Origin of the sequence: Moorena sp. SIO4E2, assembly GCF_010671945.1 — a bacterium.
Classification (GTDB): Bacteria; Cyanobacteriota; Cyanobacteriia; order Cyanobacteriales; family Coleofasciculaceae; genus Moorena; species Moorena producens.
In genome coordinates this window covers 1-15,718 of record NZ_JAAHIE010000040.1, presented here as the reverse complement: position 1 = coordinate 15,718, position 15,718 = coordinate 1, and the positions used below count along the sequence as shown (strand labels likewise).

At 43.6% G+C, this 15,718-nt stretch carries 14 protein-coding genes and 1 tRNA gene; 7 read left to right on the top strand and 8 right to left on the bottom strand.

The window, feature by feature from the left end:
• Window positions 1–185 precede the first annotated feature (185 nt).
• Window positions 186–758, bottom strand: coding sequence for a Uma2 family endonuclease (locus F6K37_RS07505; protein WP_009149173.1), 573 nt, complete (start codon window positions 756–758; stop codon window positions 186–188).
• Window positions 759–788: 30 nt separating this feature from the next.
• On the opposite strand from F6K37_RS07505, the gene F6K37_RS07500 reads away from it, so the two are divergent.
• Together F6K37_RS07500 and F6K37_RS07495 are read left to right on the top strand one after the other, a co-directional pair.
• On the top strand, window positions 789–938 hold the full coding sequence (locus F6K37_RS07500) for a hypothetical protein (protein WP_154659881.1): 150 nt from the start codon (window positions 789–791) through the stop codon (window positions 936–938).
• 245 nt (window positions 939–1,183) lie between these two features.
• Window positions 1,184–1,873 (top strand): Uma2 family endonuclease, encoded by a 690-nt coding sequence (locus F6K37_RS07495; RefSeq protein WP_009149172.1) that lies wholly within the window; start codon window positions 1,184–1,186, stop codon window positions 1,871–1,873.
• 182 nt (window positions 1,874–2,055) lie between these two features.
• Here the strand turns inward: F6K37_RS07495 and F6K37_RS07490 are convergent, their stop codons facing one another.
• The 3 genes from F6K37_RS07490 to F6K37_RS07480 all read right to left on the bottom strand — a co-directional run bounded on the left by F6K37_RS07490 (window position 2,056) and on the right by F6K37_RS07480 (window position 3,981).
• Window positions 2,056–2,298 carry a cyclic nucleotide-binding domain-containing protein gene (locus F6K37_RS07490; RefSeq protein ID WP_009149171.1) on the bottom strand — a complete coding sequence of 81 codons (243 nt, stop codon included), beginning with the start codon at window positions 2,296–2,298 and terminating at the stop codon, window positions 2,056–2,058.
• A 291-nt stretch (window positions 2,299–2,589) separates the two neighbouring features.
• Window positions 2,590–2,662 (bottom strand) — tRNA-Arg (locus F6K37_RS07485).
• A gap of 140 nt (window positions 2,663–2,802) precedes the next feature.
• A complete protein-coding gene (locus F6K37_RS07480) occupies window positions 2,803–3,981 on the bottom strand; it encodes a murein hydrolase activator EnvC family protein (protein ID WP_009149170.1) in 1,179 nt (392 codons plus the stop codon).
• 772 nt (window positions 3,982–4,753) lie between these two features.
• On the opposite strand from F6K37_RS07480, the gene F6K37_RS07475 reads away from it, so the two are divergent.
• Complete coding sequence (locus F6K37_RS07475; protein ID WP_009149169.1) at window positions 4,754–5,017, top strand: hypothetical protein; 264 nt, start codon at window positions 4,754–4,756, stop codon at window positions 5,015–5,017.
• A 216-nt stretch (window positions 5,018–5,233) separates the two neighbouring features.
• On the opposite strand, the gene trmFO is transcribed toward F6K37_RS07475, so the two are convergent.
• Window positions 5,234–6,598, bottom strand: coding sequence for an FADH(2)-oxidizing methylenetetrahydrofolate--tRNA-(uracil(54)-C(5))-methyltransferase TrmFO (gene trmFO / locus F6K37_RS07470; RefSeq protein WP_287249281.1), 1,365 nt, complete (start codon window positions 6,596–6,598; stop codon window positions 5,234–5,236).
• 272 nt (window positions 6,599–6,870) lie between these two features.
• Complete coding sequence (locus tag F6K37_RS07465; protein WP_009149166.1) at window positions 6,871–8,373, bottom strand: site-2 protease family protein; 1,503 nt, start codon at window positions 8,371–8,373, stop codon at window positions 6,871–6,873.
• Between the two features lie 50 nt (window positions 8,374–8,423).
• Here F6K37_RS07465 and F6K37_RS07460 point away from each other — a divergent pair, with 50 nt between their 5' ends.
• Window positions 8,424–9,152 (top strand): MBL fold metallo-hydrolase, encoded by a 729-nt coding sequence (locus F6K37_RS07460; protein WP_009149165.1) that lies wholly within the window; start codon window positions 8,424–8,426, stop codon window positions 9,150–9,152.
• Between the two features lie 36 nt (window positions 9,153–9,188).
• Here the strand turns inward: F6K37_RS07460 and ctpA are convergent, their stop codons facing one another.
• Window positions 9,189–10,424 carry a carboxyl-terminal processing protease CtpA gene (gene ctpA / locus F6K37_RS07455; protein WP_287249257.1) on the bottom strand — a complete coding sequence of 412 codons (1,236 nt, stop codon included), beginning with the start codon at window positions 10,422–10,424 and terminating at the stop codon, window positions 9,189–9,191.
• Window positions 10,425–10,646: 222 nt separating this feature from the next.
• On the opposite strand from ctpA, the gene petB reads away from it, so the two are divergent.
• From petB to F6K37_RS07440, 3 genes are all read left to right on the top strand, one after another.
• A complete protein-coding gene (gene petB, locus F6K37_RS07450) occupies window positions 10,647–11,315 on the top strand; it encodes a cytochrome b6 (RefSeq protein WP_009149163.1) in 669 nt (222 codons plus the stop codon).
• 99 nt (window positions 11,316–11,414) lie between these two features.
• Entirely contained in the window at window positions 11,415–11,897 is a 483-nt protein-coding gene (gene petD, locus F6K37_RS07445; protein WP_009149162.1) for a cytochrome b6-f complex subunit IV, read from the top strand.
• A gap of 387 nt (window positions 11,898–12,284) precedes the next feature.
• Window positions 12,285–13,655, top strand: coding sequence for a zinc ribbon domain-containing protein (locus F6K37_RS07440; RefSeq protein WP_009149161.1), 1,371 nt, complete (start codon window positions 12,285–12,287; stop codon window positions 13,653–13,655).
• A gap of 189 nt (window positions 13,656–13,844) precedes the next feature.
• Here the strand turns inward: F6K37_RS07440 and F6K37_RS07435 are convergent, their stop codons facing one another.
• Window positions 13,845–15,449 carry a mechanosensitive ion channel family protein gene (locus F6K37_RS07435; RefSeq protein WP_009149160.1) on the bottom strand — a complete coding sequence of 535 codons (1,605 nt, stop codon included), beginning with the start codon at window positions 15,447–15,449 and terminating at the stop codon, window positions 13,845–13,847.
• Between the last annotated feature and the right edge of the window lie 269 nt (window positions 15,450–15,718).

Below are 15,718 nucleotides of genomic sequence, written 5' to 3'. Positions count from 1 at the left end.
GTTAATTGTCAATTCCTAATTGGCAATTAACAATTGCTCCATAAGTGTTTAAGAGGAAATAGGAAACAGGGAACAGAGAACAGGGAATAGGGAACATCACTAATAATTTTTAGGTATTTTTTTTGTTAAACTATTCTTATAATTTTGGTTATTTCAACAACATAACTTTTATTGATTTTGACTAATTAACCCTTCTTAGGTAACCTCGCTTTCCCAAACACTTGCTCCGGAGTAAGTTCCAATCCTTCAAAAAGCGAATCAGTGATCAGCGCAGCTTTGGTATAAGTCCGTGGTGGCGCATCTGGATAAAAAATTGTGATACTTCTCGCCTGAGGATCAACAACCCAAACTCGTAATACTCCCGCTTCTAAATAATCCGTTGCTTTCTCGGCTAATTGGCCAAAAGTTTGTCCCGGTGAGATAATTTCAATGGCTAACTCTGGAGGTACTGGACAAGCCTCATCTTCTATAACTTCTGAGGGCAGACGCTGAACAGAAATGTAGGTTAAATCAGGCACAGGTACCCAGTTTTGACCGTGACGTTGCAAGGCTATTGCCCACTCTGGATTGACTTCACCCTTTTCCTGACACCACTGATCCAAAAGTGTATATAAAGCACCAGTTACCCTAGCATGAAAACGTTTAGGAGACATTTTCGGTACTGGAAGCCCCTCAACTAATTCATAGGTTACATCGGTCGAAGGCATTGCCAGAAATTCTTCCAGGGTAAGTAGAGTTTTAGTTTTGAGTTGTGGCATTTTTATAGGGACCCCGAGATCATTTATCTGGTGTCAGTGGCTTTAGTATATACTGGTAAGTATTCAGCTATCAGCCGTCAGCCGTCAGCTAATCAACGGGAGGTAGTAAACAAGCTTACGGGCTGGTACGGTTGGTTGAAAATCTCTGCTCGTTTTACTCATCCGACTCCGTTCAGTTAAAGCGCCTGCTAGCTGCTAGCTGATAGCTGATAGCTGATAGCTGATAGCTGACGGCTGAATGCTTACATATACTGATTTAAAAAAATAGCGTTGATCATATTTATGAGGTACATTCAATTTTAGCAATCCCTACTCCCTACTGCCATTAACCCAGAACGAAAGTTCCTCACCCAATTAAGATTTGGGGCAATCTCTTAGGCTTTGCAATGCTACGATAAAAGGCAAAAACAAGAAGTCGTAACCTTGTGTCTGTCTCTACTCAATCGAGGGGAAAAAACTTTGAACAGCCTTTAGCGGTACCAACGGAACCGGTCTGGCGCTTTAAGGTTGAACAATACCACCAGATGATTCGCTGGGGTATCCTGGGCGAAGATGACCCAGTGGAACTGCTGGAAGGGTGGCTCATTCCTAAAATGCCGAAAAATCCACCACATCGTGCCTCTACTAAACTAACTCGGAATGCACTGGAAGCGATTATTCCAAACGGATGGTACGTAGATGCACAAGAACCAATTACTTTAGACAATAGTGAGCCAGAACCGGATATCGTGATTGTTAAAGGCGATACTCGCGATTATCTTGACCGCCATCCTGGTGCGTCAGACTTAGCTTTAGTGGTTGAAATTGCCGACTCCACCCTAGAACGAGACCGAACGTTGAAGAAACGCATCTATGCTCGTGCAGGTATTTCAGTTTATTGGATTGTCAATCTGATCGACAAGCAACTCGAAGTTTATACCCAACCTATTGATATATATACAACGCCAACCTATCAGCAATTTCAAGATTACAAACTGTCGGAACAAGTGTCTGTTTTTATCGATGACTCTCCTATTGGTTCCTTGACTGTGCAAGAGGTCCAACAAAAACACGAATTTTCTGCCCTAAACCTTGTCAAACACTATTCATGCTCTTACAATGAAATCAGTCAGTAACTTGTTTAACAAGCGAACACTACCGCCCAACGAAGAACTAAAAGCGAAGGCAGCTGGTCGTAAGTTAAGCGACGTAAAATAATGGACTGAGTGAAGTTACAGTGCGGTTTAAGAGTAGGCCGAGAGCCTCCATCAAGAAAATTAGCGCTTTGTCTTTGGCATTGCTTTGTCGGCAACAACCATTAGTTAAAACTAATGCTATACCATCGTCCTATCTGCTTGTAAGTAGGTTTGTACAGGTTAAATGTTGCACCTGAGCGGAGAATATATAATCCTACGGCAGGGGTGTTGGCTAGCACTAAGGTTTGGTTTGCACCGCATATCCGCTCTTCCAGCTTAGGTGCTAGATTCTGTAACACTTCCTGAGTCAAAATACTCAGATCAGTTCCTTCTTTTAGCCACGTCACTAAGTCTGGAAGGTTCATGATTGGCTCTAGGATAGACAGTGATGGGAAGTTCAGTTAATCAAAATCTTATTAGACATCTCCAAAAATTAACCTCAAACCCTTGCACTGCCTGGGTCAAAACCGAGTTTCTGGAGATGTCTATTATGGTTAGGGGAATTTTGTTAATTGTTAATTGTTAATTGTTATTTTTTAACTGAATAATAATAAGTAAATCTACAACTTTCACGGCAGTTAACCTCTGGTCGTGCTTAACGCCAGAGCTATCCCTTCATAGAATACAAGTAGGATTGCTAGATCAACTTATCGAAACGAGCACGGAGGGATTTGAACCCCCGACACCCAGAACCGGAATCTGGTGCTCTATCCACTGAGCTACGCGCCCTTATGCTTGAGTGAATATATCAAGCGTTAATCTATTTGATTAGCTTTGATAATAGCACACTATTGCAATTATTTATTATACACCACTTGAGCACGGAAAAGTGTAAACTGTTTGAAATCTGTCCTAGCAAGTGCCATCAGCTACAGATAACTGGTCGGATCGACAGGTTCACCGTTCTTACGAACCTCAAAATGGAGGTGGGGACCGGTAGAGAAACCCGTAGACCCAACGGTTGCGATCGCATTTCCTCGTTTGACCGATTCTCCCTTACTCACCAAGATTCTACTGGCATGACCATATAGGGTAGCAATACTGTCGCCATGGTCAATAATTACTGTATTGCCATAACCACCATACCAACCGGCAAAAATTACTGTACCGCTATCTGCTGCTCGAATAGTACTGCCATAACTAGCCCCAAAGTCAATCCCAGAATGGAAGCGAGATGTGCCTAGAATGGGGTGACGTCGCCAACCAAAACTGCTGGTAATGGAGCCATTACTGGGATAAAGCAGCTGACCAGTATTAAAAATAACCGTTTTGCGAAGCCTTGCCTTCCTAGCTGCCGCAATCTTGTTTTGACGGGCAATCTCTCGTTGAATCAAGATCACAAGATTTTTAGAATCTTCTGCTAACTGCGCTTGGGATGCTTCTAAAGCTTCTCGGTTAGAGTTAAGTCGCTCAATCAGTTGTTGCTGTGTCTTCAGCTGGGCTTCAAACTGCTTCTTTTTGGCTAGGAGTTGCTGTTTAAGTAGGGAAACTCGGTTTTTCTGAGCCTCTATCTCGGTTTTGCGTTGGTTAATGCTGTCGGCTTCAGCTTTTAAACTAGTTAAGATTTGCTGGTCTGTTTGATAGACTAACTTCAATCGGCGGCGTTGAGCCAGAAATTCGTTGATATCTTGACTCTTGAGCAGGATATTCGACCCAACTTCAGCCGTGGGCTGGCGCTGTAGAAAACGCAGTCGAGCAATGATTGCAGCCCGCTTTTGGTAATAGCTGCTCTCGGCAATTGCTAAATCCTCCTGCAACTGGTCTAGACGCTGGTTAGCGAGTTGGATTTGCCCATTGTAATCCTGGTTAGCCGTATCAGTAGACTTGAGATTAAGCTCAATCACACCCAGCTTCTTCTGGGCAGATTGCTCGACATTGGATATGCGATCGCTTTCCTTAATAATAGTAGACCGTTGCTGCTCAATATGTTTCTGTATCTGTTCCAGGGTATCTACTGCTCCTGGGTTAACTGCTCCTGGGTTGATTGCTTCTGGGTTGGTTGAGGGCGCAGTACTTGCTGGAATTGTGACGATTAGCAGCCAAAGCACACAGCCTAGACAAACTCTCCCTATTCCGTGTAAGCCATACCAATCCCTAACCCTACCAAAAGCGTTGAGGTTTTTGGTATAGGTTCCCCTCTGCCGAATTTCCTTAACCACAGAGTATCTCAGTATTGTGAACAATCATCGAAAAAATTCCCGAATACAGCTGTCAACGGTTGTAAATCAATTTATGCTGACGAAAGTCAAACACTCCTTGGATATTATCTACTACCACTGGCCGATAGTGAAGACTGAAGGGAAACGATTAGTGTTGTCATTATGGGGACTGGTCTGTACTATGTAGGTATCTAAGGTATTTGAGCTGGGGAATCATACACCAAAGTAAACACCACAAACCCTAGCAACAACCTCAGCGCAAACCTCAGCCCTCTAGTCTATTTAAGTAAGGGAAATCAAGTATACAGCGGGTTTCAATGCCGTGAAGTACAGTATATATAGCGTTTTTTATCGTTTTTTGGGAGATGACGACCAAGGCAGATAATTTCAAATCCGGTCAAATAATGATTATATCCCTGATCGGGTAATTGGTAATTCGTAATTGGAAATTAGTAGTTGACGATTCCCTATTTACCATTACCAAACATCCAGAGGTGCGACCCGAAGGCGCTTTGAGCGAATTTAATTCTTAATGGGTCAAGCCCACCTAGGAATAGTTAACAAACCAGTAATTAACCGGACTTGATATCATCTCGCCTTTTCAGTCAATCAGACCGACTGAAAACTTGTAATTAAAGCAATATTAGGATTGAATTTCGTTATGACGGTACTAGCAGGATTTTACGTTTCTGGCGCTCTCTACTTTTTCTCGATCTGGTTTCAAGCGTTCCAGAAAGACACTAATTTATCTCCTGATCAAATCCGCTCTTCTTGGATAGTGTTGACGATAGCAAGCATTTTTTGGCCAATTGTTGCCCCGATTGCTAATCTGGAGAAGAGTTCTAGAAAAAAAGATAGTTTAGTTCAGGAACAAGAGTTGGATCCTAATAAAACAGGTATTTCACCTGAGCTATCCCGCACTTAATTGGTAAATATCAATTGAATGATACTGATATTAGATCCGGGAACATCAGTCTTGTAAAAATTGGGTAATGGTAAATGGGTAACTATGATTACTTCCAAGCCATTACCCATTCTAATATCTTGCACCTTCACTTAAAAGCTCTAAAATTTAGTAATCTTAATTCAGGAGCTTCGAGTCAGAATAAGTCAAAGTTATGTTGTTGGAATATAAGAGTTTTTATGCTGCTGATACGCGCAGCCTACTCAACCAACCATCAAGATCTGCCAAAGCGCGATCGCGATATGCTCCATACCGTTCTCGCTTATTCTTAATCCGCACTGGCAATTCGGGTAAAATGCCAAAATTTGGTGGCATAGGCTGAAAATGCTTAGGTGATGCGGAACTGATAAAGTCAAACAAGGCTCCCATCATCGTAGTGGGTGGCATCGTTACCAGTTCCAATCCCAATACCAGTCGCGCCGCATTGGTACCAGCCAGCCACCCTCCCGCAGCTGCTGCTGTATAACTTTCTGTTCCTACCAATTGACCAGCTGCCAACAAAGTAGACCGTTTTTTGAACTGTAGGGTTGGTTGCAATAACTCAGGAGCATTGAGAAACGTGTTCCGATGCATCACTCCCATGCGCACAAACTCTGCTTCTTCCAAACCCGGAATCAGTCGAAATACCCGTTTCTGCTCACCCCAGCGCAAATTGGTTTGGAATCCCACCATATTCCACAGCTGACCTGCTTTATCTTCCTGTCGCAGCTGTACCACAGCATAAGGACGCTGGTGCTGATTTTCTGGGGCGCGGAAGTCTCCCTTACGGGCATCAAACAGTCCCACTGGCTTCAGAGGACCGTAACGCATAGTATCTTCCCCCCGACGAGCCATCTCCTCAATCGGTAGGCACCCTTCAAAAAATTTAGCAGTTTCTTGCTCAAAGTCTTTCAATTCTGCCTTTTGAGCTGCACACAGTTCTTCCCAGAAGTGACGATACTGTTCCCGATTCATGGGACAATTAAGATAAGCAGCTTCTCCTTTGTCATACCGGGATGCCATAAAGGCAATATCACGATTGATGGATTCCCCCACTACAATCGGTGATGCGGCATCAAAAAAACTAAAGTATTCTAAACCAGTGAACTGTTGCAGGTCTTCGGCTAAAGCAGGACTAGTCAACGGACCGGTTGTAAGTACCACCACCCCTGTGGTAGTAATTTGCGGAACTTCCTCCCGCTGCAACTCGATCAGGGGATGACTAGCTAAGGTTTCCGTCAATTCCCGACTAAATACTGCTCGGTCTACAGCTAAGGCACCCCCAGCTGGAACAGCATGTTGATCAGCTTTGCCAATAATAATTGAACCAAGGCGTCTCAATTCTTCGTGCAACAAACCCGCAGCGCGATCGCTTGACTTAGCACCAAAGGAATTACTACATACTAGTTCTGCCAATTCGACCGTATGATGAGCCGGGGATAGTCGCACTGGTCGCATTTCGTGCAACACCACTGGTACTCCAGCCTGAGCAATTTGCCAAGCGGCTTCTGTACCCGCTAATCCACCACCGATAACATTTACTTGTTGTTTGTCATTAGTCATTATATAGCAAAGGGAACAGGGAATAGGGAACAGGGAATAGGGAGTAGGGAGTAGGGAGTAGGGAGTAGGGAGTAGGGAGTAGGGAGTAGGGAAAAGAGAACAGGAAAAAAATCCTGTGTACCTCATTTCTATGACAACCACTTTATTCAATTGTTAATTATTAATTGTTAACTTTTAATTGTTAACTTTTAATATCAACCAATTCACAATTAACAATTTTATATTCTCAATTATCACTCCTCAATTTTAAATTTTAACGGGACACGATCTGACTAAATAGTTAACAATTTAGTGATTGTTCCTGGTACTGGCAAAATAATAGTGACTAAAATCAACAAGGCTATAATTCCGCACAAATCTCGCCAGTTGTCAAGTTCTGAAACATCATTAAGGGCTGGTTCATCTGCCACTGGCATGAATAAAAGAATAATTCCCCACAGGAGTAATTCTGGCTGGATAAATACTAGGAGCATCATTAACAGCCGGGTAATCTGACCAATGGTCATACCAGTTCTTTGACCCAACATCGCATGGACGATATGTCCACCATCCAGTTGTCCGACTGGCATTAAATTGAAAGCAGTAACAACTAAACCGACATAACCAGCGACTGCCACAGGATGAAGGTTAATGGCTGTGTTGGAGACAAATTCACTGCCCAATGCCCATTTACTTAGTAAGCTTAGCAAAAGGGAAAATCGGGGATCGAGGGATTCTAGGTTCAAGATTCCTGAAGAGTCAGACAAAGGCACTACAGTGGAATGGGCTAATCCCCACATTAGGATTGGTAGGGTAACCACTAAACCGACTAGTGGACCAGCAATGCCTATATCAAATAAGGCTTTACGGTTAGGAACAGGAGAGCGTATATGAATAAATGCTCCCAATGTTCCCAAGAATAAAAAGGGTATGGGGATAAAGTAAGGCAGAGTTGTACGCACCTTGTAAACCATTGCGGCGAAATAATGACCGAGTTCATGAATGCTGAGAATTGCCATTAAGGCCAGGGCATAGGGCAGTCCTTGCAGTAAAACTGCTGGGTCAGTCAGGGGATTTTCCGACACCCCAGTTATCTGAGTGCCCATCCAGGTGGTGGTAAACAAAGTAATCACCATCAGCCCCAATGCTAAACCAGGTCGCGTTAATGATTCAGACCCCCTGTAAGGTTTGGTTGATTTTTTGGTATTGGGCACTAGAGCAAAAAAGGGTTTGCCGCTAAAGCTTTCTTGAAAGACTACGAAGAAGCGATCGCCAAACTCGGCTTCTATATTTGACCGCACGGTACGGTAGGCTTGCTCTGGGTTAGTGCGCAGTTTGCCGCGACACAACACTACTTGAGGTCGGTACTCAATATTCTGGAGATAGTAGATTCCCCAGGGAAAACAATTTCTGAGGTCTTTTTCTTCTTCTTTAGTAATGGGACGAAGGCTTGACTTTTCAGTTGCCGATGCAATTTTGGCGACCGGGTCTGAGGTACTTGTTTTAGTCGGATTGTCTTTGGTCATGGTTGAATTGGGAGCTGGGCGTCCCCACTGAATCAGCAGCCAGTACAACGGCAAGCAAATCACAAATGGACCGAGCAATAGGGCTGGTGGTATTGGTGTGTTCTTACCATTGAACAGAGTCCAACCAATCCAGACTAGTGGTGGAGTCATCATTACCAGCCACAGTAACCATACTGGTGTCCGGGTGAGGCTGGCAACGGTGCGCTGGATAACGAAGTAGGTAATCACAGCGAGTAAAATAAATGTAAATGGGAGTAGCCAGAGTTCCATGATGAAAGATCACACCGTCTACTAAAAACTACAATTAAACTACAAGCATTGTGCAACCCGATCCTCCAGCAAAAGGCGATTTTTCTCTTACGCCAAGCGCATCGTCTAATCAGCAACCTGCTGCATCCAAGCCACCACGCCTTGTTCTAGATACCATTTTTGCTTTTCCACCCAATCGAGATACGTTAGGTGGTACGGCTTATATTATTGTAGGAAATTCCTTCAACCTATTGATTGATTGTCCTGCCTGGAATGAGACTAACCAACAATTTTTGCGTGAGCAAGGGGGAGTCTCATTACTGTTTATTACCCATCGGGGTGGTATTGGTAAAGCAAAGGAAATTCAGGAGAGTATGGGGTGCCAAGTCCTGATTCAAGAACAAGAGGCTTACTTACTGCCGGGATTGGAGGTAGTTACATTTCACCAGGAGTTGACTATAAATCCCTACTGCTACGTCATTTGGACTCCTGGTCACTCTCCTGGTTCTTCTTGTCTTTACTACACTGGTGCAGGGGGTGTGCTATTTTCTGGGCGTCATTTGCTTCCTAGTAAACAGGGAGAACTGTTGCCCCTGCGAACCCCGAAAACATTTCATTGGCCGAGACAGATTCGGAATGTGCAATCTTTGCTTGAGCGTTTTACCCCAGAGACTCTTCAATTTATCTGTCCTGGTGCCAATACTGGTTTTTTGCGAGGCAAAGGCGTGATTGACCAAGCTTACGAGGGTTTATCAGACGTAAGGGCGAAGTTTGAAAACCCAGAAGCGTTATATATCTGAGGCCCTGAGGCTCTGACGCCCTGATCTACAGATAATCTAACTTGCCTTAGCTAGAAAAGGATCAGATGTTAACAAATTGATTGCTTCCTGATACTGACTATCTGCTTCTGTCCCCACTTGGCTAATAGTAATTGCTTCTAAAGGCACCTCCAAGTCTGGCTCAATCCCTAATTTATTAATATCCCGGTGATTGGGGGTCTCGTACTTGGCAACGGTAACTGCTAATCCTGAGCCATCTATTAGTTCAAATAAGGACTGAATTAACCCTTTGCCAAAGGTTTTTTCCCCGACTAGCTTTGCCCTACCATTGTCCTGTAAAGCGCCAGCTAGAATCTCACTAGCACTGGCGCTGCCTTGATTAACTAATACAACCAAGGGGTCTTCCGTAAGAGCGTCACCATAGGCTTCAAAGCTACCAATGGTGCCTTGGCGGTTAACGGTGTAAACAATAGTGCCTTCATCTAACCAGAGGCGAGCAATTTCAATACCTGCCTGCAATAGACCCCCTGGATTATTCCTGAGATCAAGAATATAGCCATCTGCACCCATCTCCTTGAGTTTAGCAACGGCGTGGGCAACTTCCATTGGGGCGTTAGCACTAAATTGAGACAGACGAATATAACCGACTGGGTCTCTATTTTCCTGGGTATCGAGGACTGAATACACTGGGTTTAGGGAAATGCGATCGCGCACTATTTCCACCAATTTTGGCTGTTCTTTCTGGCCTTGAATTTTCAAGGTAACTGTTGTACCAATTGGTCCACGCATCCGTGCTGCCGCTTCATCGAGAGTCATTTCCCTAGTCAACATGCCATCAATTTCTAGGATGTGATCCCGTGCTCGGATACCGGCTAAATCTGCTGGTGATTGAGCAATTGGGGTGATTACTTCTAACTCACCAGTTTCCCCATCAATGGCAATTTGTAGCCCGACACCGGAGAGTTCACCAGAGGTGCTGATTTGCAAACTATGATATTGGTCGGGTCTGAGCAATCGTGTGAAGGGATCCCCAAGACTCCCTAACATGTTTTCTATGGCCGTATAGGTAGCTTCACGATTAGGCAGCCGCTTTTTCAAGGTCTTCTGACGTAACAACCACCAATTCTGATGGTTAAAGGTATCATCAACGTAGGATTGAGAGACAATCCGCCAAGCTTGGGAAAAAAGCCTTTGCTCCTGAGAGAAGGCAGCTGCTGTTGGTGTCCACCAGGCAGACAATAGCATGATTGGGAAGGTTAGTAAGAGTCCAACCCAGAAGGCTCGTTTGTGCATGATCAAAAATTTATGAGAGTACTTGTTAAGTTATGTTACCTGTAACCGCGATCAGGTATAATATTTGGGCTGTAACCGCCAGAGTTGACGGCAAATTAATGAAGCAGGTCATGTTAAAATTAACATCATGTAACATATAGGCTGTATTCGTTGTAAATTAAGGAGTTGAACACTCCGACGTTCAACGTCTGACGGCAAAATCCTTTCGGAAACTCTGGCCTCATGTTTTCTAAGCAAATCACTGACTCGAAAGTATACGACTGGTTTGAGGAGCGTCTGGAAATTCAGGCACTTTCCGATGACATCACTTCAAAGTACGTACCTCCCCACGTTAATATTTTTTACTGCCTGGGTGGAATTACTCTAACTTGCTTTATAATCCAGTTTGCCACTGGATTTGCCATGACCTTCTACTACAAGCCGACGGTCGCTGAAGCATTTAGCTCTGTACAGTACATTATGACTGACGTGAGCTTCGGCTGGCTGATCCGCTCTGTTCACCGCTGGTCTGCCAGCATGATGGTGCTGATGATGATTTTGCACGTCTTCCGGGTCTATTTGACTGGTGGTTTCAAAAAGCCCCGTGAACTGACCTGGGTGACAGGGGTAGTTTTAGCAGTAATTACCGTCTCCTTCGGTGTGACTGGCTACTCCTTGCCTTGGGACCAAGTTGGTTACTGGGCGGTCAAGATTGTATCTGGCGTTCCTGAAGCTATTCCCGTGGTTGGTTCTTTAATCGTCGAACTGCTGCGGGGTGGTACTAGTGTAGGTCAGGGTACTCTGAGTCGCTACTACAGTCTACATACCTTTGTGCTGCCCTGGTTTATCGCTGTCTTCATGCTGCTGCACTTCCTGATGATTCGCAAACAGGGCATTTCTGGTCCGTTGTAAATCTGTACTGACTAAAAGTCAGGAAAGTGTTAAAACTAAATGCAAACCTTGCTGCTGCCACCTGCTTACCTTTACTTATTAAGGAGAAGAATTTAAGCAATGTCAGTTCTTAAAAAGCCGGATCTAGACGATCCAATTTTACGTGCCAAACTAGCCAAGGGGATGGGTCATAATTATTATGGCGAGCCAGCTTGGCCTAATGACCTCCTCTACGTTTTCCCAGTGGTAATCATGGGTTCCATTGCTCTATGCATTGGTTTAGCTGTGCTTGATCCAGCTATGATTGGTGAACCAGCCGATCCCTTTGCCACACCTTTAGAAATCCTCCCGGAATGGTATCTATATCCTGTTTTCCAAATTTTGCGGATTCTCCCTAATAAACTTTTGGGTATTGCTGCTATGGGATCAGTTCCCTTGGGTCTGATGCTGGTTCCCTTCATCGAAGGTGTGAACAAATTCCAGAACCCATTCCGCCGTCCAGTGGCAACTACGGTATTTTTATTTGGTACCCTAGTCACCATCTGGCTTGGTGTTGGTGCTACCTTACCCATTGATCAGTCTTTGACTTGGGGTCTGTTTTAAGATTCGCTTAACCATCAGTCTCATCCTACAACTAGAGTTTGAACTAGAGTTTGTGGGATTTCGAGTGGTTAGTGATTAGTCATTAAAAAAAAGCTTTTCTGAAAATCCCACGGCTCAATGTACGTGGGATTTTTGTTTGATAGCAATTTCCAAGAATTTCCTCCGTGCCAAGTATCTTAACCTACATTCCGCAGCTTAGCTCGCAGAGCTATGGTATTTTTGAACAAGACGTGAGACGCATTCCCCCACCTGGCCGCAGGCCACGCTACGCGAACGTTCAGGTGGGGGTTAGTCCACGCCAGTAACAAAAAAATAAACAATAAAAAACCTCTGGCAATCTATATTTTCATAGGTTAATATATTAGTTAATATAGTTGTTTTATATTAGTGAAGACACCAACCAAAGTGATCAGAACTGATAAGTGGAAGCTTAATCCTTCTCCCTCGCAAAAAGAATTATTTGCGGAGACGGTCAAAGTTTATCGTCAGGCTTGCAAGTATTTGGTTGGTATCATCTACACTCACTGGTCTGAACTTGGTGGATTGACAGCAGATCAATTAACTCCTGCTGTAGAGCGGCTAATGCATCAAACCGCCAAGCGACCTAATATAAAATACCCTCAGTTCAATCAAGCTTTTTACAAATTTCCCAGCTACTACCGTCGGGCTGCGATCTCGTTTGCGGCGGGACAGGTTAGTAGCTATGTCACTCGTTATAGGGACTGGCAATCTGGAAACAGAAAAAGAAAAGATAGTAAGCCACCAAAACTAAATGCTGGGACTGGTTGCTATCCTGCTTTATACAAAGGACAGTGTTATAAGTTACATGGTTTCGACCAAGTAGAAATTAAGGTTTTTGATGGTAAAAACTGGGACTGGACGAAAGTTCAAATTACCGGATTAAGAAACCGCCACACCTGTGGGACTAACAAAATCATGTCCCCGTCATTGATATTCAATGATAGGTACTGTCATTTATCTGTTCCATTTGCTTGCAAGCCAGAAAAGCGCAAGCCAGAAGGCAACGTTACTGCGGTAGATCTAGGCATCAATACCACCGCAACAATAGCAGTTGTAACCCACACCGGCACTGTAATCCACCGTGATTTCGTTCACCCCGGAAGAGACATAGACCGTAGGGACAAACGACTAAGATCCGTATCCGTCCGAGCCTCCAAGACTATGGGCAAAGGGGGGAAACTTCATAAAGGTTTCTGCTGTTTGACCTACCAAAAATGCCAAAGAATCAACAACCAAATTAGCCATATAGTTTCTAAACGAATTGTTGAGATTGCTGAGAAATTCAATTCTGTTCGCGTAGCGTGGCCTACGGCCTTAGCAATCGTGTTTGAGAACCTCAAAGGATGGAAGCCTAAAGGTGGAAAAAAGAGATCTAACCTGAGGCAGAAATTTCACGGGTGGCTCAAAGCTAAAATTCGTGATTTCACAGAAATGAAGTGGACTGAACTTGGCGGAAAAGTTGTAGAAGTCGTGGCTGCTTACACTTCCAAACTGGCCTACGATGGCTCCGGTACGGTTAAACGAAATTCAAGAAATTACTCCCTAGCAACCTTCTTATCAGGTAAGTGTTTCAATGCCGACCTCAACGGCGCTTACAACATCGGGGCTAGAGGTGTACTTAAACTCGTTCGCAGAAATGGCAACGAGGGTCGTTCCAGCAAAAGATCTCGACGACCGCCTAGAAGCTGGGCGTGCTTGTGTGATCTGTGGACTAGCGGTAGTTCCAGATTAGCATAGGACACCACCACCTCGGTTAGCCAGGTGGTGGAAGCTTCATGCATGACCCCTAACTCTATTTACGCCTAGGTAATGGTAAAGATGTAGTGATTTGGCTAGGGTCTGGTCAAGGTAACGGGAGCTAAAGTCACTACTTGTGTACCACTACCTACGCCTAATAGGGGATGCAATCCGGCGATCGCAATCGCTTTATTTGGCTAGATAAGCTTGTCTGAGTTGCCAAATTAGTTCCCGATAAAGTTCATTTTTGACACGATTTCCCCGCTCGCAGTGTTCTAGCTTAATATCATCTACAAAAAACTTGACAGTCAAAACTTTGTTGGAGTCCATTTGTGATCCTCCCACCATCTTAATTTCTTCCATCCAAATTTTCGGATTTTGCCATTCGATGCGGGAGCGTTTAAATCGTTCTTGTAACCACATAATCAGATCATCAACAACATCATCAAATCGGGTATCATCAATGGAGAGATTATTCGCTCTCAGCCATAATTGATTGGCTTTGCGCTTAAGAATGGTAATTTTTTGTTCCCAAGACTCGCGCAGTAATTTATGATCTTCTAACAACAAATCTGGATCTTTGCACCAGGTGTTATACCATTCTCTGACTAAACCAATCAGGGAGTCTCCTCCAGATTGGGCATGCTCTCCTTCTTCTAAAGTTAATTTTCGTTGACGATTTCCCAAACGAACCGCTTGTGTCGATAAACCCATTTGCTCACAAATATTCAAATAATCTCCCTGAATTATACGGATTTCACTGTATTCTAAGCCTTCATTTTCAAACCGATCCACTTGCTCGGACAAGCGATCAAACGCATTTTCAATTTCCTCTAACTTATGATTCACTTTTTGTTCTGCTTTTAACCGGATTAAACCCACTTTTCGCTTCTGTTCTGCTCTGATTCCCGGCTTAGAAAATCCATAAAACTTTTCTAAAAGTTCAAGCTTGCGATCGATTAGTCCCATTGTGTCGGGGTGAGCTAAGATCACGTTTTCAATCAACTGAATTGCTTGACCGGGATCAACTGTTGACATGATCGGAAGTTCCAGTTGATCGTAATAATGGGGAGTTGGACGAGTGAGATTAACAATTTCTTTTGTTTCAAAGGTAGAATTAGGAAGGTAGACATCACTGTGGTTACTCACAACATACAGATGAGTAACTCGCAAACCAACTTTTTTGATCACTGCAAGTTGACCGGAAGACAGTAAAATCACATCTCCAAATTGAAAAGGAGTATCGACTAATAAAACCAAACCGCTCAGAAAATTGGCGAGGGAATCTTTGAATGCAAAGCCAAGAATAAAAGATGCTCCTCCAAGGGCGACCCAGACTCCAGCCACGTTTATTCCTAAAGTTTGTAAGAATAGTGAGCCGCCAATAACATAGACTAAAATAGGCAAGATGCCTTGAAGAATGGGAAGCAAAACATCATCCCACATGGCTTCTGTTTGCTCTGAATACTTCTTTAAGTAGTAGAGAATAACTTTAGTTAAAATTTGAGCGGTGACATAAGTGATTATCGCAATCATTGCAGCGGTTAATCCTCGATTTACCCAAACTTCATAATTTTCGCTTAGTTTAAGTTTAGGAATTAATGAAATTTGAATTCGTAAAAGTAGTACAAATAATAATAAAGGTTGACGTATAATTTTTAAGCTTGTGATTGCTGCGTCAGAGGAGAATCGACGAAATATAGGCGGAAGAATCACAAAGGTGATAACATATAATACCGCAATAATTCCTCCTAGAATTGCAAGGCTTTTTAAATATTCACTTAATACAATCATATTAACCTCTTGCTACTGGCTTCTGTAATAATTTTCACTTTTGCCCACACAACATTGAACTTTTTCCCCTGATTGTACACCATCAAGCCAGAATTGTATCAGGGTAAACGCAAGAAAAATGAACCCATAATATGAAATAACCGATGTCATCTCAAAATTTCCAATGGTTTTTGGCTTCGATACCCCCACTAACTTAACTGCAACCAGTCGCCAATCCTTGCCACTGCTGCCTGCAACCGATTGTGAACAGATTCAGCTAGCTTCTGACC

Bases quoted from the DNA above. Each gene is read 5' to 3' on its own strand.
- F6K37_RS07475 (WP_009149169.1), top strand. From the start codon at position 4,754: ATGACGGTACTAGCAGGATTTTACGTTTCTGGCGCTCTCTACTTTTTC.
- petB (WP_009149163.1), top strand. From the start codon at position 10,647: ATGTTTTCTAAGCAAATCACTGACTCGAAAGTATACGACTGGTTTGAG.
- F6K37_RS07505 (WP_009149173.1), bottom strand. From the start codon at position 758: ATGCCACAACTCAAAACTAAAACTCTACTTACCCTGGAAGAATTTCTG.
- petD (WP_009149162.1), top strand. From the start codon at position 11,415: ATGTCAGTTCTTAAAAAGCCGGATCTAGACGATCCAATTTTACGTGCC.
- F6K37_RS07490 (WP_009149171.1), bottom strand. From the start codon at position 2,298: ATGAACCTTCCAGACTTAGTGACGTGGCTAAAAGAAGGAACTGATCTG.
- trmFO (WP_287249281.1), bottom strand. From the start codon at position 6,598: ATGACTAATGACAAACAACAAGTAAATGTTATCGGTGGTGGATTAGCG.
- F6K37_RS07435 (WP_009149160.1), bottom strand. From the start codon at position 15,449: ATGATTGTATTAAGTGAATATTTAAAAAGCCTTGCAATTCTAGGAGGA.
- F6K37_RS07465 (WP_009149166.1), bottom strand. From the start codon at position 8,373: ATGGAACTCTGGCTACTCCCATTTACATTTATTTTACTCGCTGTGATT.
- ctpA (WP_287249257.1), bottom strand. From the start codon at position 10,424: ATGCACAAACGAGCCTTCTGGGTTGGACTCTTACTAACCTTCCCAATC.